Annotated in this window: 26 protein-coding genes; all 26 read right to left on the bottom strand. The window is 53.0% G+C overall.

Features of this window, described 5'->3' with window-relative positions; translation table 11 throughout:
* Nucleotides 1-18: 18 nt before the first annotated feature.
* Entirely contained in the window at nt 19-807 is a 789-nt protein-coding gene (gene fliR / locus IAE55_RS16155; RefSeq protein WP_089546550.1) for a flagellar biosynthetic protein FliR, read from the bottom strand.
* Between the two features lie 13 nt (nt 808-820).
* Nucleotides 821-1,090 (bottom strand): flagellar biosynthesis protein FliQ, encoded by a 270-nt coding sequence (gene fliQ / locus IAE55_RS16150; RefSeq protein ID WP_076168126.1) that lies wholly within the window; start codon nt 1,088-1,090, stop codon nt 821-823.
* Between the two features lie 32 nt (nt 1,091-1,122).
* Complete coding sequence (gene fliP, locus IAE55_RS16145) at nt 1,123-1,875, bottom strand: flagellar type III secretion system pore protein FliP (RefSeq protein ID WP_089546549.1); 753 nt, start codon at nt 1,873-1,875, stop codon at nt 1,123-1,125.
* Nucleotides 1,872-2,405, bottom strand: a complete 534-nt coding sequence (locus IAE55_RS16140) for a flagellar biosynthetic protein FliO (protein ID WP_105443623.1) — start codon at nt 2,403-2,405, stop codon at nt 1,872-1,874. Before IAE55_RS16140 ends, fliP begins: the two co-directional genes overlap by 4 nt.
* Nucleotides 2,406-2,413: 8 nt before the next feature.
* Nucleotides 2,414-2,779 carry a response regulator gene (locus IAE55_RS16135; RefSeq protein WP_076168133.1) on the bottom strand — a complete coding sequence of 122 codons (366 nt, stop codon included), beginning with the start codon at nt 2,777-2,779 and terminating at the stop codon, nt 2,414-2,416.
* Nucleotides 2,780-2,805: 26 nt separating this feature from the next.
* The gene (fliY, locus tag IAE55_RS16130) at nt 2,806-4,080 is read right to left on the bottom strand and encodes a flagellar motor switch phosphatase FliY (RefSeq protein ID WP_105443624.1); all 1,275 of its coding nucleotides are present in this window, start codon (nt 4,078-4,080) and stop codon (nt 2,806-2,808) included.
* Nucleotides 4,070-5,068 carry a flagellar motor switch protein FliM gene (fliM, locus tag IAE55_RS16125; RefSeq protein WP_076168138.1) on the bottom strand — a complete coding sequence of 333 codons (999 nt, stop codon included), beginning with the start codon at nt 5,066-5,068 and terminating at the stop codon, nt 4,070-4,072. The genes fliY and fliM overlap by 11 nt, the downstream gene beginning before the upstream one ends.
* A gap of 34 nt (nt 5,069-5,102) precedes the next feature.
* Nucleotides 5,103-5,570, bottom strand: a complete 468-nt coding sequence (locus tag IAE55_RS16120; RefSeq protein WP_076168140.1) for a flagellar basal body-associated FliL family protein — start codon at nt 5,568-5,570, stop codon at nt 5,103-5,105.
* Nucleotides 5,567-5,791 (bottom strand): flagellar FlbD family protein, encoded by a 225-nt coding sequence (locus IAE55_RS16115; protein ID WP_076168142.1) that lies wholly within the window; start codon nt 5,789-5,791, stop codon nt 5,567-5,569. Before IAE55_RS16115 ends, IAE55_RS16120 begins: the two co-directional genes overlap by 4 nt.
* 56 nt (nt 5,792-5,847) lie before the next feature.
* Entirely contained in the window at nt 5,848-6,663 is an 816-nt protein-coding gene (gene flgG, locus IAE55_RS16110; protein WP_145156748.1) for a flagellar basal body rod protein FlgG, read from the bottom strand.
* A gap of 83 nt (nt 6,664-6,746) precedes the next feature.
* Complete coding sequence (locus IAE55_RS16105) at nt 6,747-7,136, bottom strand: TIGR02530 family flagellar biosynthesis protein (protein ID WP_116231250.1); 390 nt, start codon at nt 7,134-7,136, stop codon at nt 6,747-6,749.
* Nucleotides 7,133-7,759 carry a flagellar hook capping FlgD N-terminal domain-containing protein gene (locus IAE55_RS16100; protein ID WP_145156747.1) on the bottom strand — a complete coding sequence of 209 codons (627 nt, stop codon included), beginning with the start codon at nt 7,757-7,759 and terminating at the stop codon, nt 7,133-7,135. Before IAE55_RS16100 ends, IAE55_RS16105 begins: the two co-directional genes overlap by 4 nt.
* A gap of 18 nt (nt 7,760-7,777) precedes the next feature.
* Entirely contained in the window at nt 7,778-9,244 is a 1,467-nt protein-coding gene (locus tag IAE55_RS16095; RefSeq protein WP_145156746.1) for a flagellar hook-length control protein FliK, read from the bottom strand.
* Nucleotides 9,245-9,322: 78 nt separating this feature from the next.
* Nucleotides 9,323-10,258 carry a MotE family protein gene (locus IAE55_RS16090; RefSeq protein ID WP_200633255.1) on the bottom strand — a complete coding sequence of 312 codons (936 nt, stop codon included), beginning with the start codon at nt 10,256-10,258 and terminating at the stop codon, nt 9,323-9,325.
* A gap of 42 nt (nt 10,259-10,300) precedes the next feature.
* Nucleotides 10,301-10,750 (bottom strand): flagellar export protein FliJ, encoded by a 450-nt coding sequence (fliJ, locus tag IAE55_RS16085; protein WP_105443629.1) that lies wholly within the window; start codon nt 10,748-10,750, stop codon nt 10,301-10,303.
* 9 nt (nt 10,751-10,759) lie between these two features.
* Nucleotides 10,760-12,079, bottom strand: a complete 1,320-nt coding sequence (fliI, locus tag IAE55_RS16080; protein WP_076168156.1) for a flagellar protein export ATPase FliI — start codon at nt 12,077-12,079, stop codon at nt 10,760-10,762.
* The gene (locus IAE55_RS16075; RefSeq protein ID WP_145156744.1) at nt 12,066-12,911 is read right to left on the bottom strand and encodes a FliH/SctL family protein; all 846 of its coding nucleotides are present in this window, start codon (nt 12,909-12,911) and stop codon (nt 12,066-12,068) included. Before IAE55_RS16075 ends, fliI begins: the two co-directional genes overlap by 14 nt.
* Nucleotides 12,904-13,920 (bottom strand): flagellar motor switch protein FliG, encoded by a 1,017-nt coding sequence (gene fliG, locus IAE55_RS16070; protein WP_076168160.1) that lies wholly within the window; start codon nt 13,918-13,920, stop codon nt 12,904-12,906. The genes IAE55_RS16075 and fliG overlap by 8 nt, the downstream gene beginning before the upstream one ends.
* 11 nt (nt 13,921-13,931) lie before the next feature.
* Nucleotides 13,932-15,512, bottom strand: a complete 1,581-nt coding sequence (fliF, locus tag IAE55_RS16065; RefSeq protein WP_076168162.1) for a flagellar basal-body MS-ring/collar protein FliF — start codon at nt 15,510-15,512, stop codon at nt 13,932-13,934.
* Nucleotides 15,513-15,610: 98 nt separating this feature from the next.
* The gene (gene fliE, locus IAE55_RS16060) at nt 15,611-15,922 is read right to left on the bottom strand and encodes a flagellar hook-basal body complex protein FliE (protein ID WP_105443630.1); all 312 of its coding nucleotides are present in this window, start codon (nt 15,920-15,922) and stop codon (nt 15,611-15,613) included.
* Between the two features lie 41 nt (nt 15,923-15,963).
* The gene (gene flgC, locus IAE55_RS16055) at nt 15,964-16,407 is read right to left on the bottom strand and encodes a flagellar basal body rod protein FlgC (protein ID WP_234489631.1); all 444 of its coding nucleotides are present in this window, start codon (nt 16,405-16,407) and stop codon (nt 15,964-15,966) included.
* 12 nt (nt 16,408-16,419) lie between these two features.
* Entirely contained in the window at nt 16,420-16,827 is a 408-nt protein-coding gene (gene flgB / locus IAE55_RS16050) for a flagellar basal body rod protein FlgB (protein WP_105443631.1), read from the bottom strand.
* Between the two features lie 526 nt (nt 16,828-17,353).
* On the bottom strand, nt 17,354-18,757 hold the full coding sequence (gene hslU / locus IAE55_RS16045; RefSeq protein ID WP_076168169.1) for an ATP-dependent protease ATPase subunit HslU: 1,404 nt from the start codon (nt 18,755-18,757) through the stop codon (nt 17,354-17,356).
* 16 nt (nt 18,758-18,773) lie between these two features.
* Nucleotides 18,774-19,316 (bottom strand): ATP-dependent protease subunit HslV, encoded by a 543-nt coding sequence (gene hslV, locus IAE55_RS16040; protein WP_076168171.1) that lies wholly within the window; start codon nt 19,314-19,316, stop codon nt 18,774-18,776.
* Between the two features lie 18 nt (nt 19,317-19,334).
* On the bottom strand, nt 19,335-20,675 hold the full coding sequence (gene trmFO, locus IAE55_RS16035) for an FADH(2)-oxidizing methylenetetrahydrofolate--tRNA-(uracil(54)-C(5))-methyltransferase TrmFO (RefSeq protein WP_076168173.1): 1,341 nt from the start codon (nt 20,673-20,675) through the stop codon (nt 19,335-19,337).
* A 25-nt stretch (nt 20,676-20,700) separates the two neighbouring features.
* On the bottom strand, nt 20,701-22,803 hold the full coding sequence (topA, locus tag IAE55_RS16030; protein ID WP_145021941.1) for a type I DNA topoisomerase: 2,103 nt from the start codon (nt 22,801-22,803) through the stop codon (nt 20,701-20,703).
* Nucleotides 22,804-22,856: the final 53 nt, after the last annotated feature.

Below are 22,856 nucleotides of genomic sequence, written 5' to 3'. Positions count from 1 at the left end.
CTTCCCTCCATCCTCACATTACGCAGGCTTGTGACCGATAATCCCCAGAAGCGTCTGCATCGACTCAAACATGATCCCGAACAAGTCGCCGAAAATATAGGAAAAGCTCGGTACCAGCAAAAACAGAATCATCAGTCCGACAATAATTTTCAGCGGCATCCCGACGGCAAATACGTTAAACTGCGGTGCGGTGCGTGCCAGAAACCCCAGCCCGATGTCTGTCAGGAACAGCGCCGTGACGAGCGGAGCCGACATTTGAAAGGCAAGGACAAATGACTGGCCGAACGTCTTGATCAAAAATTCCGACAAGCTGCCATCCGCCATTCTCATAAACAACTCGTTGGAAAGCGGAACCCAGTCATAGCTCCGGATGATGCCGTCTAGCAAATAGTGGTGCCCGTTCATCGTCAAAAACAGCAGCAGGGCAAACATGTACTTGAAGTTGCCCAGCATTGGCGCTGAGGTGCCCGTCATTGGATCCAGCACGTTCGCGATCCCGAAGCCGATCTGGATGTCGATGAAGGAGCCGGCCGTCTGGATCACCATAAACAGCACATAGGCGACGAATCCGAGCAGCAGCCCGATCAGCACTTCCCTGATGATCAAGAGGACGTAAGTCACATCTGCCGGAACGCTCTGATGCACGCCATAAGTTAGGTACACAAGCGCAGATACGAAAAAAGCGATGCCTATTTTGAAAATATTCGGGACTCCTTTGGAAGAAAGCACCGGAACGACAACAAAAAAGGCTGTAATTCGACAAAAAATAAGCATAAAAACCGGCAGACTTTCCAGCAGCATGTTCATTGAATAAGTCCGCCTATCCGATATATTTGTACAAGTTGTCCAAAATGTTAAAGGTGAAGTCCACCAGCGTCGTCAGGATCCATGGCCCAAAGAAAAGAATCGCCAGCAGTACGGCCACGATCTTTGGCACAAATGCCAGCGTCTGCTCCTGAATTTGGGTTGTCGCCTGGAAAATGCTGATCACCAGACCGACGATGAGTCCCAGCAGCAGCATGGGCGCACTGACCTTCAGCACGGTATATACCGCCTGGCCGGCGAGACCGATAATAAATTCCGAATTCATGGCTGAGCATCCCGCCCCTTCTTCATACTCATTCAGGTATTAAAGCTCATCAGCAGCGACTTGACGACCAAATACCAACCGTCCACCAGCACAAACAGCAAAATTTTAAACGGCAGCGAGATCATGACCGGCGGAAGCATCATCATGCCCATCGCCATCAAGGTACTGGATACGACGATATCTATAATGAGAAAAGGAATAAAGATCATGAATCCCATCTGAAAGGCCGTTTTGAGCTCGCTGATCGCGAACGCCGGCACCATGACCGTGAGCGGAATGTCCTTGTAGGTATTCGGCTTTTCGATCTTGGTATATTTCATAAACAGCAGCAGGTCCTTCTCCCTTGTGTTGGAGAACATGAACTTTTTCATCGGTTCCGCCGCTTTGTCCAAAGCCTGCGTCTGTGTCAGTTCCCCTTTTAAATACGGCTGCAGGGCCACATCATTGATGGAGGAAAAGGTTGGCGTCATGACAAACAGCGTCAAAAAAAGAGCCAGCCCTACGATGACCTGGTTAGGGGGCATCTGCTGAGTTCCAAGCGACGTTCTGACAAAACCGAGCACGATCACGATCCGCGTAAAACTGGTCATCAGCACAAGCAGCGCCGGCGCGATGCTGATGACCGTGATGAGAAGCAGAATCGAGAGCGAGCTGGTGCTTGGCTTCCCTCCGGAGTCCCCTACCTGGATATCGATATTCGGTATCGGATCCGCAAAGGCGGCCGTCACCGAGAGCAGGCTGATCAATGTAACGATGATACAAACGAACAAAACCTTCTTTTTCATGGCTCCCTCAACCGATCTGTAGTATTGTCTTCCCGCAGGAGCTCTTCCATCTTCTCTTTACGGTTCGACATCCGGCGCAGCTTCTCGTCAAATACTTCATGAAATTCCGGCGTTTCCTCCAGACTGATCTCCTCGGATACCGGTCCCGTTTTGCGCAGCTTTGCAGCAAGCTTGGCCACCAAAGGCGTTAACCCGTTCTGCGAGTATGCCGGATCCTGTTCAAACGATGCCAGGATGACGGCGACCTCGTCAGGGTCGGTAATTTTATCGACGAGGCGAATATCTTCGCCTACGCCGACCAAATATACGCTGCTGCCGATTTCAATGACCTGGAGCGATTTGTTCGGTCCCAGCCCGACAGCCCCCAGCGTCCGGATCGAACGGCTGCTGAACCAAGTTTTATTTTTCCGGCCGAGAAAACGGATCAGAAGAATAATGAGTGCAATAATCACCGCCAGGACGATGATGACATAAACCAGGCTGAGGGCGTAATTACCGGAGCCAGGAAGCGGCGTATCTGGATTACTCATCTAAAGTCCTAAACTCCCAGCGTCTTATTGATGGCTTCAATAACGCGGTCGGTCTGGAACGGTTTGACGATAAAATCCTTCGCGCCTGCTTGGATGGCGTCGATGACCATCGCCTGCTGCCCCATGGCGGAGCACATAATGACCTTCGCGGCCGGGTCGATCTTTTTGATTTCTTTCAGCGCGGCGATCCCGTCCATTTCCGGCATCGTAATATCCATCGTAATCAGGTCCGGACGAAGCTCTTTAAACTTCTCGATCGCCTGGGATCCATCCTGGGCCTCTCCGACTACCTCAAAACCGTTTTTAGTCAAAATATCACGGATCATCATTCTCATAAATGCAGCGTCATCCACGATAAGAATTCGATTTGCCATTGATTAAAAATCCTCCCTAAATTTTGCTATTGTAATTTTTGTATTCGGTCCCACTGGCTGAGAATATCCGTGACACGCACCCCGAAGTTTTCATCGATAACGACAACCTCGCCTTTGGCGATCAGCTTGTTGTTGATCAGGATGTCAACCGGCTCGCCCGCCAGCTTGTCCAGCTCGATGATTGAACCTTGAGACATTTCCAGGATATCCTTAATTTGCTTCTGGGTCCTTCCTAATTCTACGGTGACTTTAAGAGGAATGTCCATCAATAAGTTTAAATTATTTTGATCGACCTGGCCGTACGAGCCACCTTGTAAATTCGCAAATTGCACGGGCTGCACATTGACGTTGCGGTTAGGCATAGACCCGTAATGCTGCGGCATGGCCGCATAAGGATTCTGCATGTTCGGATCGTATGCTTGCCCCGGCATGGAAGCGGGCATTCCGGCAGCTGGAGCACCGTAGCCCGGCGCGCCGGACGGCATTCCGTAATCCTGCTGCTGCGGAGCCGGCTGACTGGCTGCCGGAGGCGGGTAAGAGGCCTCAGGCTGAGATGCCGGCCGCTCAGGCGCTTCAACCGCTGGAGCCGCCTGCTGCATCGACTGCTCCGCCTCGTCCGAACCATGGATCAGCATGCTGACCATATCCTTGGCGAACTGGACCGGAAGCAGCTGCATGATCGTGGAATCGATCAATTCTCCGATTTTGAGCCGGAAAGAGATCTTGATCAGCGTCTGCTCGGAAGGCAGGCTGTTGACCCCGTCGCCGTTGGCCATATCCAGAATGTCGATGCCTGGCGGCGAAATATTGACGAACCGGTTAAATATCGTCGACATCGAAGTGGCCGAAGAGCCCATCATTTGGTTCATCGCTTCCTGAACCGCGCTGATATGAATTTCGTTCAGCTCCGCATCCTGCGGATCACCTTCTCCGCCCAGCATCAGGTCGGCGATGACCTGCGCGTCACGCGTTTTAATGACCAAAGAGTTGATCCCTTCAAAACCGTCCACATACGTGACATGAACAGCCACATGGGGCTTGGGGAACTCTTCCTCAAACTGGCTGCGGGTAATGATAGACACCTTCGGCGTCGTAATGTCCACCTTCTTGCCAAGCAGCGTCGAAAGTGCGGTGGCTGCACTGCCAAACGTAATGTTGCCGATCTCTCCCAGTGCATCCTGCTCCAGAGGCGTTAAATAATCGTCTACCGTCGAACCCGCATTTCGGGAGAAGTCGGCCGCTTCGGTCTGTTTCAGCAGGGCGTCGATCTCTTCCTGGGATAAATAATCTTTACTCGTCAAGTTCCTCAGCTCCTTCGCTGACAATTTCGTCGATTTGCACGGCCACGCGGTCTTTGACGGTACCCGGGCTTCCTATAAACTTCAACCGGTCACCAACCTTGATTTTCAGTCCCGAATGTACCGGCTTGGCCAGGCTGATGACGTCCCCTACATTCAATCCCAAAAACTCGGATACGGAGATATAAGACTCCCCAAGCTCGGCGATCATGCTCAGCTTGGCTTGGCTGATCCGGTTTTTGAGCGACTCGGCTTCCTCCGGGACGCTGGACTTCTTCTCCGATACAAACCACTGATGGGCCGAGAGCTTCGACATGATCGGCTCCAGCACTACATGCGGAATACAGAGGTTGATCATGCCCGTCGTATCGCCGATTTTGGTGCTGAGCGAAATCAGGGCGATGGTTTCGTTCGGTGAGACGATCTGCATAAACTGCGGATTCGTCTCCATCGCTTCCATCCGTGGAGAGATATCCAGCACCGTTTTCCACGCTTCCGCCAAGCTCTCAAACGCCCGGCTGAAAATCCGCTCCATGATCGTCGTTTCGATTTCGGTGAGCGAGTTGATTTTGGAAGGAGCGTTTCCGACTCCGCCCAGCAGCCGGTCCAGCATGGCATAGGCCACGTTGGGGTGTACCTCCAGCACCATTCTTCCTTTCAAAGGTTCCGCCTCAAAAATATTGAGAATCGTCATCTTCGGAATCGAGCGGATAAATTCGTCATAAGGAAGCTGCTCGACCTGAACGACGTTAATTTGAACAAATGTCCGCAGTTGTGCGGAAAAATAGGTCGTCAGATAACGCGCGAAATTTTCATGAATCCGTGTCAGACTTCGGATATGATCCTTGGAAAAGCGGACGGCCCGCTTGAAATCATAGGAACGGATTTTTTTCTGGGTCTCTTCTTTTTTAAGTTCCTCCGCATCCATTTCACCGGACGACAGTGCGGCGAGCAGGGCGTCAATCTCATTTTGCGATAATACATCAACCAATCATCTCACCCCCTTACGGTTTCCGGTCGTTATGTTACAGCGGCGTCAAAACAAAGTTCGTGATGGAGATTTGCGTCAGTTTCCCTCGTGTCAGGGTTTTATTGATCAGATTGATCAATTTTGCGCTTAATTGGTCTTTTCCTTTGGAGCCCTTCAGTTCCTCGGGCCTCGTATCGGCGAGCGTCTTAATAATGATGGGCTTGATTTCGAATTCTTTGATCTTATCGAATTCTTCCTTCGATTTTTTGTCGTTCAATTGGAACGCAAAATTCATCAATACGATATAATCCTGATCCGCGAGATTGGTCTTGATATCCGTAATCTCCGAAGTGATTTCCACAAGCTCGTCTGCCGATAATTTTGGAGCCTCGATCGTTTGGGCGGCCGATTTCGTTTCGTTTGAACTGCTCCCGAAATATTTATCCATCAGCAAAAATGCGGCAAGCACGATCAGTGTAATCGCCAGCAGTATCGTTATTAGCCAGGGCAGCATCTTTTTCATGGGGATTCCTCCGTTTGTTGCACTTTAATAGTTGCGTTGTGAACGCCGATTTCCTGATTGTATTGCTTCACCAGGGAAATGACTTCCGCCGCTTTTTCCAAAACAATCATTCGTTTGCCCGTAACCAGGGTAATATACGTGTCCGGCGTTTCTTCCACTGTTTCGATAAGCAGGGCATTCAGCCATAATGGTGAGCCGTTTAACCGGGTAACTAAAATCATAGCAGGCCTCCTATGGAAATCGGAGGAGGACAGGCCTCCCCCGTCACTTCACTCTACTAACGCTTCAGATTGACGACTTCCTGCAGCACCTCGTCGGAGGTCGTAATGATCCGCGAGTTCGCCTGGAAGCCGCGCTGGGCGACGATCATTTCGGTAAATTCGCCGGTCAGGTCGACGTTGGACATTTCCAGCTGACCTGCAACGATTGCACCGGTACCTGTGGTTGCATCATTTGCTTCACCGGGTTGAAAAGTTCCATCCTCAATAGCATTTGGCGTCAAGCGATACAGGTTCCCACCGACTTTCTCCAGCCCTTCCGGATTTGTTACCTTTCCTACGCCAACCTTAAGGGCAGTATCGGTTGATCCATCGTCCAATTTTTGAATAATGGTGCCGTCCTGGGAGATGGAAAAGGAAACGGCTCCTCCCAAATTAATCGGAGTCCCACCTGAATCGCAGACGAACATCCCGTCCGATGTGACCAGATTCTTCAGCGCATCCACATGAAAATCGCCAGCTCTGGTAAGGAACGGAGGATCCTGGGCCGGATCCAGTTTCACAAGGAAAAAACCGTCACCATCAATCCGCAAGTCGGTCGGATTGTTTGTCGTCTGAGCACTTCCCCCCGTGTGCAACGTATCAATCGATCCGATCGATACGCCAAGCCCGATTTGTTTGGCGTTGGCTCCGCCCGATTCTCCGTCAACCGGCGCTGTCACGCCAGATACGGTCTGGCTCATGACATCCTTAAACATTACCCGGCCTGCCTTGAAGCCGGTCGTGTTGACGTTGGCGATATTGTTGCCGATTACGTCGAGCTTGGTTTGGAATCCGCGCATCCCTGAAACGCCTGAATACATCGATCTCAACATTGGTCTGTTTCCTCCTAGGTTTGTGAAATGAACTGCGTCAGTCGGTCAGCAGTTCCCTGGCTTTCCGGTTCGGGCCAGCCAGCTTACGACAGCACGACCGCGCTGTCGATTTGGGTAAACACGTTGTCTTTCATGGATTTGCCGTCCATCGCCGTGACGACCGTCCGGTTAGGAACGTTGACGATGAGCGCCATATCCTTCATCAGGATCAGCGATTCCTTGCTGCCTTTGGCGGCAGCCTTTTCAACGGCTTGGTTCAGCTTGTCCAGCTGTTCCCCTTTGATCTCGATTCCTCTTTGCTCCAGCCGCTTGGCCGCATGATTACTGAACTTGAGCAGGCTTCCCTGCAGCAGTTCATCAAATGACGTCTGGGACGAGGCGTCCGGCGTTGCTGCCGGTTTCGAAGTCTTGACGGGCGCGGCTGGATATATCCTTCCGGGGTAGAGCTGTCCGATCGTCATCCGTTCGTTCATGCCGATTCCCCGTTCCCGCCTGTCGTGCCCTCTCCTGCCGCTGCGCTTGTTGCCTCGGCTCCTGTCTCTCCGGTTTCAGAGCCGCTGCCCGCAGAACCTTCTGCCGCGCCGCTCGCATTCGACGCACCGTCAGTTGATGGCGTATCGGTATCCGCCGGCGGAGTGCCCTCTTCCTGCTTGGCGTTCATGATTTCGACGATCTTCGTAATCGGAATCGCTACCGACCCGACGGAAGCGTACTGAACGCCGTCCTTGACGATAATCGAATCCACGATGCCCGTTTTGATCTCAGACGTACTTTCGCCTGACTGATCGGAGCTGCTTCCGCTATCGACCCAGCTAATTTGTTTGCCAATCAGTCCCGATACGTTGCCAAGGGACTGACTCATGGCGTTCAGCTGGCTGGATATGTTCATCAGCTGCTCGACCGAGGTGAATTGGGCCATCTGGGCAATAAATTCCTTGTCCTCCATCGGCTGCATCGGGTCCTGGTTTTTAAGCTGGGTCACCAGAATGCTCAGAAACTGGTCCTTGCCGAGCGTCTGCGTCTTCGTGCTGGCCTTCTGCACATTGGAAGCCGAGTAGTTAGGCCAAATGTTGCTTGTCGATACGATATCTGGCATGGTTGTTCACCTCCGTTTTTACGCTTTGGCTGTAAACGTATTTCCTTGATCCGCCTGCTGCCGGGCAAGCCATTCATTCAGCTCGTCTCCCAGCTCAGCCACGGTCAAGGCATCTTCGGAGGAAGTGTCCTTGTCCTTTTGCCGGCGGTTCGGCTGCTGCTGACCCGATTGGGATTGACGGCCGTCGTGATACATTTGGGACTGCAGCGAAGGGTTTTGCGTTACCACAAGTTTCTCAACCTGCACACCCTGCGATTGCAGCGTACTGCGAAGCTGACTCATCTGCTGTTCCAGCAAATCCTTGGCTCCGGCGTGCTCGGTCGTAAATTGGGCAACGAGCTGTCCGTTTTGCATCGTCAGCTTAATGTCGACCTGGCCCAAATGTTCCGGGTACAGCGATATTTTCGCTTCCGAGATGCCTTCTTGCTTCACGATTTCCAGTTTGTTTACGACAAATGTGCTCATTTCTTTGGCAAACTGCGTAACGGGCACCGCTGGCGCCGCTGCTTTATGAGGCGACTGAATGCCTTCTTTCATCACGAGATGCCCTGCCGTTACCGTAGTCTGGCTGGCAAGCGGATCCTCCGGCTTCGCCGCCGCTTCCATCTCTTCTCCGGAAGAAGGGCTTGCAGCGGAAGCTGCTGTTTGCGCATCGGCATTCGGCAGCTGTCTCGTCAAGATCGTACTCAGCACGGCCTTGCCGCTTGCAGCGGATGCAGTATCGCCTGCCGGCTGCTGCCGGATCGCTTCCAGCAACGCGGAGATGCGGCTGGCTTGTCCTTCCGCTTTGGGCTGGAACATTGGTGCCGTATCCTGTGGTGCTGCCGATTCCAAGTCCTTGACCAGAGCCGCAGGTTTGTTTTTCCCAGGAGCTGTGGCGTTCTGAACCAGGTTATGGAACGTTTCCAGCAGTTCTGCCGCCTGCGCCGTGGTGTCCGCCCCCGTATTTGGCTGCTGCAGCACCGTGATCAGCTGGGCCAACGCATCCTGCGCGGCAAACCGTGCCGTCGCCGGGTGGCTGGCCAGTGCCGTCAAGGCTTGATCTCCCTCATTAGCCGGGATGTCTTCAGACTGTGCTTCGCCGTTTCCTTGAACGTTCAGCAGCAAGGTGGTTACCTGTTGAATCCAGCTTTGCAGGGCGCTCAGCACTTCAGGGTCTTCGGCAATCGCTTCATCCAGCTGATCGGCATCCAGAAGAAGGCTTTGCAGCAGGGCTGCGGTGTTCTGCTCATCACTGTCCCCGTTCCCTTGAACCGCGGTCGCTTGAGCATTTTTCAGCAGCCCTTCCAAAAGTGACGCCACGCCGTTCATGGCCGAAGCTTCCTGCGAACCGCCTGCTGTACTTGTCATCAGCTGAGTCAACGATACTCCAAATGCCGGTACCAGTGCCGTTCCCGCCGAGGCGTTTGCCGCACCGCCGCTTGTTCCTGCTGTCTTCGCTCCGGCTGGCGCACCTGCGGAAATGTTTTGAAATATCAGGCTCATCTTTGTTTTCACCTCCTTTCGCGTGCAGTACTACATTCAAGTACTCTGTTGAAAAGAAGCTCTGGTTGAAAAGAATCGCTACTTGCTGCTTAGCAATTTGTTGAGAATGACAGCGCTCGTCTTCTGGTCTGTTTTGCTCATCGAATCCAAAATGCTCGAGCGTGTCGAATCTGCCACGGCGCCCAGAATTGTCAGTACTTTGTCCGGACTGATCTTGTACATGGCCAGCAGCAGATTAGCCGCGCTGTCCGCGTTCATCGACCCGAACGTCTGGCTGATTTGAGCCTTGTCGAGCCCGGTTGACGACGGTGTCGTCTGCACGGCGCTGTCCTTGTTTACTCTGGACTGAAGCGCCGCGATCGCCAAATCGCTGGACGATACGGAATCCTTCATTTTCAGCGTGATATCCGCCGCCATCTTCGGATCCATCTTGGCGAGGATGTTCATTCGGCTATCGGCATCCATGGCGCTAAGCAGCTGAACGACCTCTTCCGTGGTCATATTCTGCAGAATCGGTGCCGCTTTGCTCGGGCTCATGCCGGCGTACATTTTCGCCAAATTTTTGACCTGCTTCTCGTAATCGTCGGCGGTATTTCCCGCCTGTGCATCCGCAGCCTGCGCGCTGCTCTCCTGAAGCTGATCAATCTGCGTCTGCAGCGATTTGATTTTACTGTCCTGCTGCTGCCGGTCTTCCTTAGCCTTCTGAAGGTCCGCTTCCTTGGCTTCCAGCTGGCTTTTCAGCTCCTTGATCGTAGCGGTCGCGCTCTCCACCTGTGCTTTCGTTTTGTCCAGCTTGGCCGCTTCCGGATCCTTGACCGGGTCAGGGACCCAGTTTTTCACAACCGGAATTTTGTTGGCAACGCCGAGCACTTCGTTCCGCACGTTGGTGTTCAGCAGCATCAGAAGCACGCCCAGAAGCACCACCGTAAAGATGATTGGTATAACCAAAAACAAAAACCGTTCAAATCCCCCTGTTGATTCTTTCTCTAATTCTTCAAAACCTGTTCTTGCCACAGTTGTTCCACCCCCAAGCCAGCAGCTCTATATCACGTTCAGTCATCTCGCCCTAGCGCCCATGGCAAACCGTACGGTCGCCATCTCGTCAAGCTCGTTCTGCTCATGCAGGAGCGCCTGCTGCTGAAATGCCGTCTTTGCTTTGTCCCGCGCTTTTAACCAGACGTTTTCATCCAGCATCTTTGTGGACAAATGCTTCTGCTGCATCTGAACCTTCATATTGGCTCTGTTCACATCCACATGCTTCATCCGTATGCATTGGTCCAAATATTCGACATACGCCTGAATTTCCTGAATCATGGAGACAGGAACGCATTGGCCGGCGGCTTCCTGAAGCTGCTTGACCATGCTCTCCCGGATATCCAGCAGCTCTCCCAACGACTTTTCTTCCGCCTGAAGCTTGCCGATGGCGCTGGACAGCATCCATTCCGCCTGGGTACGTTCGTTGCTTTTGAGGTCGACAATTTTTTGGAACGCGTACTGAAATCTCATCCCTTAAGGTCATCTCCTTGAAAATTCGGAAATCAAACGTTCTTGAACCTGCTCCAGCGTCACTTTTTCGTCTACGCGCTGCTTGGTAAAATCCCAGATGGCCTGGATGGAATCGATGGCTTCATCGATTTGCTCGTTCGAGCCTTTTTGGTAAGCGCCGATGTTGATCAGATCCTCGGACTCTTTATAGACAGCCATCAGCCGCTTCAAATTATCCGCAGCGTCCGTCTGCTCGCGCGGCGCAATATCCTTCATCACCCGGCTGATGCTGGCAAGCACGTCGATCGCGGGAAAATGGCCCTTGTTCGCGATGCCCCTGTTCAGCACGATGTGCCCGTCCAGGATTCCCCGCACCGCATCCGCGATCGGCTCATTCATGTCGTCGCCGTCGACGAGCACGGTGTAAAAGGCGGTAATGGAACCTTGCGGCCCTGTCCCCGCCCGTTCGAGCAGCTTCGGCAGGCTCGCGAACACCGACGGCGTATAGCCGCGCATCGCCGGCGGTTCGCCGATCGCCAGCCCCACTTCCCGCTGCGCCATCGCATACCGCGTCACGGAATCCATCATCAGCATGACGTTCATGCCCCGGTCCCGGAAATACTCGGCGATGGTCGTCGCGATCAGCGCTCCCTTGATCCGGATCAGCGCAGGCTGGTCGGAGGTGGCCACGATGACCACCGAGCGCTGCAGCCCCTCGGGACCCAGGTCGCGCTCGATAAAATCGAGCACTTCCCGCCCCCGCTCGCCGATGAGCGCAATCACGTTGACATCCGCTGCGGTGTTGCGCGCGATCATGCCCATCAGCGTACTTTTCCCGACGCCGGATCCGGCGAAGATCCCGACCCGCTGCCCTTTGCCGATGGTCAGCAGACCGTCGATCGCCCGTACGCCAATGCTGATCGGCTCCAGCACCCGGGGCCGGTTCAGCGGGTTCGGCGGCGTGTTATACGTCGAGCTGTGCGGCATTCGGGTCGGAATCAGTGAGCCGTCGAGCGGCTGCCCCAAACCGTCCAGCACCTTGCCAAGCAGCTCGGAGCCAACCTGAACGCTTAGCGGCTTGCCCGTGCCGACCACATCGCACCCCGGTCCGATCGACTGCAGCTCACCGAGCGGCATGAGCAGAACCTTGTTGTCGCGGAAACCGACAACCTCCGCCTGCAGCGGCTTGGCTCCTTTGCTCGGATAAATGTAGCAGACGTCTCCGACGCTGGCGTCCGGGCCTTCCGACTCGACCATCAGTCCGATGACCTGGGTGACTTTTCCGTTGATCCGGACCGGATCGATGTTCCGCAAATGCTCCATATACCGTCCGCTGTCAAGCACCTTCATCTTGGTCTCTCCGTTCCCCTTCGTCCAGAGCGATGCGTATCAGCTCTTTTTTGATTTCGGTCAGCTGTGTTTCCACGCGTGCGTCGACGCTGCCGAATGAGGAGCGGATGACGCAGCCGTGATCATGGACCGTAGCATCCGGCAGGATTTGCAGCTCCGCTTGCGAATCGATCGCCACGCTGAGCTCTTCCCGGGCCGCCTGGACAAAAGCGAAATGCTCCGGCGCCACGCAAAGCGTAATCACACCCTGCTCCCGTTTGCGGGACAAGTTCTTCCGAATGAGATCGATCGCATAATCCCGGTCCACGGTCAGCTGCTTGTCGATCACCTTCTCGGCGATGGCACAGCTCAGATCTACGAGAAAGGGCTCGGCTTCCTGAATGATCTGCTCCTTGATCATATAAGCATGCCGCAAAACCGACTGGGCTTCGGCCATCATTTCCTGAAGCTTGGCCGCAAGATCCGCTTCCGCTTTCTCAGCGCCTTCCCGGTATCCTTCCGCGTAGCCTTCCGACTTCACGGCCTCGATCAGATGCTCGTCCTGCTCCCTGCGTTCCTGCCACCAGGCATTGATCTTCTCCTCGTTTTCGGCCAGTATCCGCTGCGCCTCTTCAGACGCCTCACGGATGTGACGCTCCGCGAACTCCTTGGCATCCTGCAGCATTTCCTGGCTGAGCCGTTTACTCTCTTCATCCGCCTCGGCCCGGATCTCTTCAATCTTTACCTCGTTGTTTACCTCATCCTGCTCCGGAAGCGCATAGTGCCTTGCCAGATCCAGCCGCTTGAGGGCTTCCACCGGTACGTACTGCGAAGACTTAATCAAATTAGACAATGATGTCATCTCCTCCGCCGCGGGCGATGATAATCTCCCCGGCTTCTTCCAGTCTGCGGATGGTGCCTACGATGCGGGTCTGAGCTTCTTCGACGTCACGCAGCCGCACTGGCCCCATATATTCCATCTCTTCCTTGAAGGTTTCGGCCATCCGCTTGGACATGTTGCGGAAAATGACGTCCCGCACCTCTTCGCTCGCCACCTTGAGGGCAAGCTGAAGGTCGGCGTTCTCGATGTCGCGGATGATCCGCTGAATGGAACGGTTGTCGACGTTGACGATATCCTCGAACACGAACATTCTCTTCTTGATTTCTTCGGCCAGCTCCGGATCCTGAATTTCGAGCGAATCGAGGATCGTTCGTTCGGTTCCTCGGTCCACCCCATTCAAAATCTGTACGATCGATTCGATGCCTCCGGCATTCGTGTAATCCTGCGTCACGGTCGCCGACAGTTTCTGCTCCAGCACGCGCTCTACCTGGGCGATAACTTCAGGTGACGTACTGTCCATAACCGCGATTCTTCTTGCCACATCCGCCTGCTTTTCCTGCGGCAGGGAGGACAGAATTGCGGCCGCCTGCTCAAATTGCAGGTAGGAGAGCACCAGGGCAATCGTCTGGGCATTTTCGTTCTGTATAAAGTTCAAAATCTGGTTCGGATCCGCTTTGCGGGCAAAATCGAACGGGCGCACCTGCAGCGTCGCCGTCAGACGGTTGATGACCTCCAACGCTTTTTGCGAGCCGAGCGCCTTTTCAAGAATTTCCTTGGCGTAGTTGATGCCGCCCTGCGAAATATATTCCTGAGCCAGACAGATTTGATGAAACTCGGACATGATCAGGTCCTTTTCCACACTGTCCACTTTGCGCACATTGGCGATTTCCAGCGTCAGCTGCTCAATCTCGTCGTCACGCAAGTGCTTAAAAATTTGTGCGGACACTTCCGGTCCCAGCGTAATGAGCAGGATGGCCGCTTTTTGGCGCCCGCTCAGTGCCTGGCTGTTTGCTTTTGCCATAAATCCACCCCCTATTCATCCGCGAGCCATGTGCGCAGCAGGTTGACGAATTCATCCGGCTTTCTCTTCGCCAGCGTCTCCAGCTGTTTGCGCACCTGACTTTCGTTCGTCACGCTCTCCAGATTAATGGAAGGAAACTCTGCCGCAGGTGGCAGCGGAAGATCTTCTTCGATTTCCTCTTTGTTCTTGCGGCGGCGGTAAATCAGGTAACCTCCACCCGCAAGAAGCGCAAGCGCGGCAAGGCCAATTCCCCACAGCATGCCTTGGGAAAGCTTGATTCCACTCGGCTGGGTAACATTACCACTGAAAGGTTGCGAATAGACCGAAACTTTTTTAGCCAAATCAGCGTCTGTATATGTAATACCGGAATCGGCAAGCGATGCCCTTACGATATTTACCAAGATATTCTGAATGGCATCTCTGGTTTGTTGATCTACACTGGTTTGTCCCGTTGGTGGTTCAACTGCTACGTTTATGGTTAAATCTTTTACGGTATACGGACTGGCAACGATGTCTTTGGTAATATGGTTAACCTCGTAATTGATCGTCTTGGACAAATCCTCGGAAGTTACGTCACCTGTGGACGAGTTACTTGGATACCCCGGCACCTGGGTTTGGCCCGTGCCCGCCACTCCGCTATCCGGATTGCTCTTACCCGTATAATTCTTCGAAATTTCCTGAACGCTGATTTCAATGCCTTTCATGTTCTCCGTATCTACCGGTGTCACCATGTTTTCCTTGCTCTGAACTTTATCGAAATTCAGCTTGGAGACGACGAGGACATCGACTTTATTCGGTCCCATGAACTGGCTCAGAAACTCTTTGACGTTCTGGCGAACTTCGCTTTCGAACTTTTTCTGAAGCGCAAAATTTTCTTCGACGGACGAGGACAGCGTTCCCGAACCGCCTTGGGCCGACGACAGCAGCTCCGTATTGCCCTCTGATTCGGTGATGGTAATATTCTCTACCGGCAGATTCGGTACGGCGGTCTTGACCAAGTTAAAGTACCCGTCGATCGTTTGCTGGCTTGGATGATAACCCGGCTTAAAGGTAAGCACGACTGAGGCGCTTGCTTTCTCCTGGTCTTCTTCGCTTGCAAACACGCTTTCTTTCGGCAGGTTTACTAGGACTTTAGCCTTACTTATGCCATTCATGCTCGTGAGCAGCTGCTCAACTTCTCCGTTCAATGCGTTGTTGTACTTGACGTTAAACTCGCTGTCGGTTGTGCCGATCGATGATGATTGATCGAACGTTTTGAAACCGATGGATCCGTTCTGAATGAGTCCCTGTGAGCCGACATCGACCTTGATGCGGGCCGCCTCCGTACTCGGTACTGAAATGGATGTTCCGTTAGGACTCAATTTATACGGGATGTTGTTCGTATCAAGGTAGTTCATAATGCCTGCGGAGTCACTGGCATTCAAGTCCTTGAAGGCCACTTCATACTCCGTTTTGGAAAACTGCATGGTCAGCACGACAATGGCGATGATAATAAAAGCGATCGTAGAAATGAATAAAATTTTCTGCTTTTTGCTGAATTGATTCCAGTATTGAACGACCTTGTCCTTATACTGGACGATTCTTTCGTTCACAACGTCACCCACCCCACCCGAAAACTTAGCATAAATCTATGAATGAATAGGTTCAGGCGATCCGCCAAATCCTTCGTTCACTCTTTTGTCTGCAACCTTTAAATTTGCGTCCGCATGATCTCCTGGTACGCTTCGATCGCTTTGTTCCGAATCTGCGTCGTCAGCTCCAGGCTGAGAAGCGCTTTTTGCGAAGAAACCATCACCTGGTCCACATCAACTTGTCCGAGCATGAACTGATTGTTCATTTCTTCGGCGGCTTTCTCTTGCCCGGCCACCTGGTTCAGCGCATTTTCCAGATAAGATCCGAAATCGCTAAGGGATTGGGCTGGCGTCTTGCTTGCGCTTGATGCGCTTTGCTTCATGTCGAGCGGTTGGATGCTTTGTGTCGAAAACATCGAGTTTTGAATCATCAATGTCCCTCCTTACCTGCATTTATTTATTCAAACTAGGCTTATCGACCTATTTCCAAGGCCTTCGTGATCATCGCTTTTGAGGAATTCAGCGCTGTGACGTTCGCTTCGTAAGATCTCGTGGCCGAAATCATATCGATCATTTCTTTGGCGATATCCACGTTAGGCATGTAGACATACCCTTGCGCATCTGCATCCGGATGAGTCGGATTGTATACCGGCTTCAGCGGCGTCTGATCCTCCTGGATTGCAGCCACTTTCACACCTTTCCCCGCACTTTGTCCGTTCATTTGTGCTTCCAGCATGCTGGAGAAATCCGATTCATTCGGCGAAAGCACAACCATTTTGCGGCGGTACGGCACCGCTTTGCCGTCAACCACCGACGCTCTCGTCGTTTCCGCATTCGCAATGTTGGACGAAATGACGTCCATCCGCAAACGCTGTGCCGTCAGCGCCGAAGCGCTAATCCCAAAGCTGCTGTTCATGTTCACCCGCGATTATCTCCCTTCAATGGCTGTCCGCATCATTTTGATCTGGTCGTTCATCTGCTGGATGTAGGCGTTGTACTGAAGCTGGTTGTCAGCCAGTGCGGACATCTCCCGGTCAATATCCACATTGTTCATATTGTTGTTCATCGCTGTCGATTGGTCCTCCGTTACAACTGGATCCGGGACCGAATTCGTAGGACCAATGACGAAGTGCCGGGGATCGGTGACCCTGCCGCGAAGCTGAGGTGCAGATCCATTAATTTCCTGCTGGAGCAGGCTTTCAAATGACACTTCGGACCGTTTGAAATAAGGTGTGTCGACATTGGCAATGTTGTTCGCAATGACTCTCTGGCGCGCGTTTGCCGCCTGAAGTCCGCCTTCCAAACGTTGAAAGCTGACGCTGTTCAGCAAATCCATTCCGTATCCCCCTTATTTTCCATAACTTTACTATTTGTCCGTGGGGAACTTTCTTCCCAATTTCACTTTTTTTCGACAAAAGTCCTTAGAAATATTGCTTATTCTAGGTCTAAAGTAGAAAAAATTACTATATTGTCGTATATCCTAAGTTTCTTAAAGATTGGGACATATTACAATAAGAAAAAAGCCCTATCTTTTACCAGAAAGAAGGTCTTTGTTCTTAATTTCTCTGAAATTTTTGCTAAATCTTTGCAGGATAAGGGTTTGTGGGCTTACATAGGACAGGCCTGTTGTCACATTTCGATAAAAACTCAGCCTGAATAGTCCTAGAATTTCAGATTTGCGAAAGTGTCGTAAAATAACCTCTCCCTTGCATACGAGCGCAGGATAGTAGTTATACCTCCCAGAGAGGTTTTTACGATGTCGGCACTGTCCTTCCTGCAGTCCCTTCCTTAGCACAACAAAAAAAGACATGCCCGAAGGATCTTCATCCTTCAGACATGTCCCCGCAGTGACGGTTGTCGGTTTACAATATATATTGGCTCAAATCGCGGTCCTGGGCGATGTCGCCCAGCTTTTCGCGCACGTATTCCGGCGTGATGGTCATATTCTCCAAGGTCAATTCAGGCGCCTCAAACGACAAATCCTCGAGCAGCTTCTCCAGAATCGTATGCAGCCTGCGCGCACCGATGTTCTCGGTATTCTGGTTGACGGTCGCGGCAATTTTGGCAATTTCCCGGATCGCTTCAGATGAGAATTCGACCTCGATGTCCTCGGTTTTGAGCAGCTCCGTATACTGCTTGGTCAAGGCGTTCTTCGGCTCGGTCAGAATCGACACAAAGTCGTCGAGAGACAAGCTGCTCAGCTCCACGCGGATCGGGAACCGGCCTTGAAGCTCGGGAATGAGATCCGACGGTTTGGCGATATGGAATGCACCTGCTGCAATAAACAAAATAAAGTCCGTCTTCACAGGGCCGTATTTGGTCATGACCGTCGACCCTTCCACGATCGGCAGAATATCCCTCTGGACGCCTTCACGGGACACGTCAGGCCCAGAGCCTTTGCCCTGGCTGGCAACTTTATCGATTTCGTCGATAAAGATGATGCCCGACTGCTCGGCACGAAGAATCGACTCGGCGATGACGTCGTCCATGTCGATCAGCTTGGTCGCTTCCTCCTGCGTCAGCACCTTGCGCGCTTCCCGGATCGGCAGCTTCCGCTTCTTCGTCCGCCGCGGCAGCAGGCTGCCGAACATTTCCTGCATGTTCATGCCCATCTGGTCATTCCCCTGCCCGGCCAGCATATCCATCATCGTCGGCGAGTTGTCCTCAACGTCGATTTCGATCATGTCGTCTTCCAGGCTGCCGGACTGAAGCTTAAACTTCACCTGGCGCCGGCGTTCGGTCACGGTGCTGTCCTGCTCCTTATCCTCTTCCGTATCCTGTGCGTTCTGGTTGCCATTGCCGAACAGCATTTCAAACGGGTTGCGCTGCGCCTTGTTTTTGCCAGCCGGCGGAACGAGAATTTGCACGATTCGTTCGTTGGCGAGCTCCTCGGCGCGGTCTTTTACTTTTTCCGTACGCTCCGCTTTGACCATGCGGATGGACGTTTCGATCAAATCGCGGACCATGGATTCCACGTCGCGACCGACGTATCCCACTTCCGTAAATTTGGTGGCTTCGATCTTCACAAATGGCGCATTGACCAGCTTCGCCAAACGTCTGGCGATTTCGGTCTTGCCCACACCCGTCGGACCGATCATCAGGATGTTCTTCGGTACAATCTCATCCCGAACATCCTCGGGAAGACGGTTGCGGCGGTAACGGTTGCGCAGTGCGACGGCGACGGATTTCTTCGCCTGCTTCTGGCCTACAATATATTTATCCAGTTCGGCCACGATTTGTCTTGGCGTCAAACTTTGGTTATCCATATGCATTCCTCCACCCTTACAGCTCTTCCACAATGATATTTCCATTGGTGTATACGCAAATTTCCGAAGCAATTTTCAAAGCTTCCCGCGCGATATCCTTCGCTTCCAAGTCCTGGGCGTGACGCTTCAGCGCCCGTCCGGCGGAGAGCGCAAAATTGCCCCCAGAGCCAATCGCCAGCACGTCGTCGTCCGGTTCGATGATTTCACCGCCTCCGGAAATGAGCAGCATGCCGGTTTTATCCATAACAATCATGAGTGCCTCAAGCTTACGGAGAACGCGATCCTGGCGCCAGTCCTTGGCGAGCTCCACGGCGGCACGCTGCAAATTGCCGTGATGCTCCTCCAGTTTGCTTTCGAATTTTTCAAAAAGGGTAATGGCGTCCGCCACAGAGCCTGCAAAGCCGGCAACGACCTGGCCTCTGTACAGGCGGCGCACCTTTTTGGCGGTCTGCTTCATAATGACATTTTCACCGAAGGTCACCTGGCCGTCACCGGCGATCGCCGCTTTTCCGTTATGGCGTACAGCGCAAATGGTTGTCGCATGAAAAGATAAATCCATACCTACAGACCTCCTAATCTATACTTCCTGATGTTCGGTTGCCAGTCCGGCTTCCTGGATAAACGCGGCAATCGTCTCCAAAGCCCGATTGGCCAGCGCCTCGTTCTTTTCCTTTTTGTTGCGGATCTTCTTCTCCAATTTCGGCAGCAGGCCGAAGTTGGCGTTCATCGGCTGGAAGTGCTCCGAATCCGCGGTCGTAATATAATGAGCCATACTGCCGAGGGTGCTTGTGTCAGGGAACACGACAAGGTCCTGTCCAAGCGCCTTTCTCGCTGCATTAATGCCCGCTATAAGCCCGGATGCGGCAGATTCCACATATCCCTCTACCCCCGTCATTTGACCGGCAAAAAACAGGTTCTCATTCGTTTTCAGCTGATAGGTCGGTTGGAGCAGCTTCGGAGAGTTGATGAACGTATTGCGGTGCATGACGCCGTAGCGCACATATTCCGCATTTTCCAGCCCCGGAATCATGGAGAATACGCGCTTTTGCTCTCCCCATTTGAGGTGAGTTTGGAAGCCGACCAGATTGTACAGTGTACCGGCGGCATTATCTTGGCGCAGCTGTACGACCGCATAAGGCAGCTCACCCGTGTGCGGGTTGACCAGCCCTACCGGCTTCATCGGCCCGAACAGCGCCGTCTGCTTGCCGCGCTTCATCATAACCTCGATCGGCATGCAGCCCTCGAAGTATACTTCCTTCTCAAACTCTTTCAACTGCGCGACTTCCGCATTGACCAGCGCGTCATAAAACGCGTTGAATTCCTCTTCGGTCATCGGACAGTTCAAGTAAGCCGCTTCGCCTTTATCATAACGGGAAGCCAGGTATACTTTGCTCATGTCGATGGAGTCTTTCTCGACGATCGGAGCCGCAGCGTCATAGAAGTAGAAATACTCTTCGCCCATGAGTGCTTTGATCTCGGCGGAGAGCGCAGGCGAGGTCAGCGGGCCTGTGGCGATGACGACAATCCCTTCTTCTGGTATATGCTGAATTTCTTCGTTTACGACTTCAATCAGCGGATGGTTATGGAGAGTGCTCGTAATATCCCCGGAAAAACCGTCGCGGTCCACCGCCAGAGCGCCTCCGGCAGGAACCGCATTTTTATCGGCGGATTTCAGGATCAGTGAATCCAGCATCCGCATTTCTTCTTTGATGACGCCGACTGCGTTCGTAAGCCCGTTGGCACGCAGCGAATTGGTGCAGACGAGCTCGGCGAACTTGTCCGTATGGTGCGCGGGCGTCTTCACGACCGGGCGCATTTCGTATAATTTCACGGGAACCCCCCGGCTTGCGATCTGCCAGGCAGCCTCGCTGCCTGCCAGACCCGCGCCGATGACGGTTACCTGCTGTACTTCTGTCAACTTCATTACCCCCTGCTGTTTACAATTACATCATTTCTTCGTTGTCTTCGTTCTCTTCCAGGGGCTCGGTATGGTCGCATGCCGTGCATTGGAGACGTGCTCCCTGCTTGTTGCGCTTCTCAACCATCAGAGAGCCGCATTTCGGACAAGGCTTCGGCGACGGTTTATCCCAGGATACGAAATCGCATTCCGGATAACGGTCGCAGCCATAGAAAATCCGCCCCTTCTTGCTGCGGCGCTCGACCACATGCCCTTCCTTGCATTTCGGACAAGTGACGCCGATATCTTTGACGATCGGCTTCGTGTTCCGGCAGTCCGGAAATCCGGAGCAGGCGAGGAATTTGCCAAACCGCCCCAATTTGTATACCATCGGTCGGCCGCATTTGTCGCAAATTTCGTCCGATACCTCGTCCTCGATTTCGATTTCCTTCATTTCTTCCTCGGCTACTTCCAGGCGCTTTTCAAAGGAAGAATAGAACTCGGCCAGCACCTTGACCCAATCCTCCGAGCCTTCCTCGACATGGTCGAGATCGTCTTCCATGTGGGCCGTAAATTCCACATCAAGGATTTCCGGGAAAAATTGCTCCATTTGCTCGATGATCAATTCACCCAGTTCTGTCGGAATGAACTTTTTCTCTTCGATCGCCACGTAACCGCGCTTTTGGATCGTCTCCAGCGTCGGCGCATACGTACTTGGCCGTCCGATGCCGAGCTCCTCCATCGCCCGGACCAACCGGGCTTCGGTGTAGCGCGGAGGCGGCTGCGTAAAGTGCTGCTTCGGCTCGATATCTTCCTTCTTCAGCTTATCACCCACGGCCAAGGCAGGCAAAAACTTCTCTTCTTCCGTTGTGCCGTCGTCGTTGCTTTCCACGTATACCTTCATAAAGCCCTGGAAGCGGACTTTGGAACCGGATGCACGGAATATGGCAGGCCCGGCCGCAATATCAACGGAAAGCGTATCCAGTATGGCGGAAGACATCTGGCTGGCAACGAAACGTTCCCAAATCAGCTTGTAAAGACGGTATTGGTCACGGCTCATGAACGACTTCACGGAGTCGGGATCACGCATGACCGAGGTCGGGCGGATCGCTTCGTGGGCGTCCTGGGCGTTCGCCGATTTTTTCGAATACTCCCGCGGAGTTTCAGGAACAAACGGATCCCCGTACTTCCCGCTGATAAATTCCTTGGCTTCTTCCTGGGCCGATCCGGCAATCCGGGTGGAATCCGTACGCATATAAGTGATGAGGCCGACGGTCCCTTCTTTCCCGAGCTCTACGCCTTCGTACAGCTGCTGGGCGACGGACATCGTTTTGGCGGCACGAAAATTAAGCTTCCGGGCAGCTTCCTGCTGCAGGGAGCTTGTCGTAAACGGAGGCGAAGGATGCCGCTGGCGTTCCTTTTCCTTCACTTCGCTGACTTTAAAGGTGGCCCCCTTAATGGCAGCGAGCACTTCGTTCACTTCATCCTCACGCGACAATTCTTTCTTCTGGCCGTTCAGCTGCGTGAATTTCGCCTCAAAAACGGAATCTCCCTTGGCGAGTTGGGCCGTAATAGACCAGTATTCTTCCGGAATGAACGCATTGATTTCGTTCTCCCGGTCGATGATGATCTTGACCGCCACCGATTGAACGCGGCCCGCGGACAAACCTTTTTTCACCTTTTTCCACAAAAGCGGACTGATCTTGTAACCGACGAGCCGGTCCAGAATACGTCTGGCCTGCTGTGCGTTAACCAGGTCCATATTGATTTTGCGCGGCGTTTTAAATGCATCCTTGACCGCTTGCTTCGTAATTTCGTTAAACACGACGCGGCAGCTATCCGTATCGTCAAGCTCCAGGGCATGGGCAAGATGCCAGGCAATCGCTTCACCCTCGCGATCGGGGTCAGCTGCGAGATAAACCTTTTTCACTTTTTTGCTGGCGTCCTTGAGTTCCTTTAATACGGAGCCCTTTCCGCGGATCGTAATATATTTCGGATTAAAGTCATTCTCGACCTCAACCCCGATTTGGCTCTTCGGGAGATCACGCACGTGACCCATCGAAGCTTTTACGATATACTTGCTGCCTAAATATTTGCCGATCGTTTTCGCCTTGGCCGGCGATTCTACGATGACAAGTGAGTCAGCCATAGGTTCATCCCCCTTTCCGAACAATTCTGTGAATGTTAGTCAATAGACTCTTG

Origin of the sequence: Paenibacillus sp. S28, from assembly GCF_016624415.1 — a bacterium.
Classification (GTDB): domain Bacteria; phylum Bacillota; class Bacilli; order Paenibacillales; family Paenibacillaceae; genus Paenibacillus_AQ; species Paenibacillus_AQ favisporus.
The sequence above is the reverse complement of the archived record's forward strand: the minus strand, read 5'-3'. Positions and strand labels throughout refer to the sequence as shown.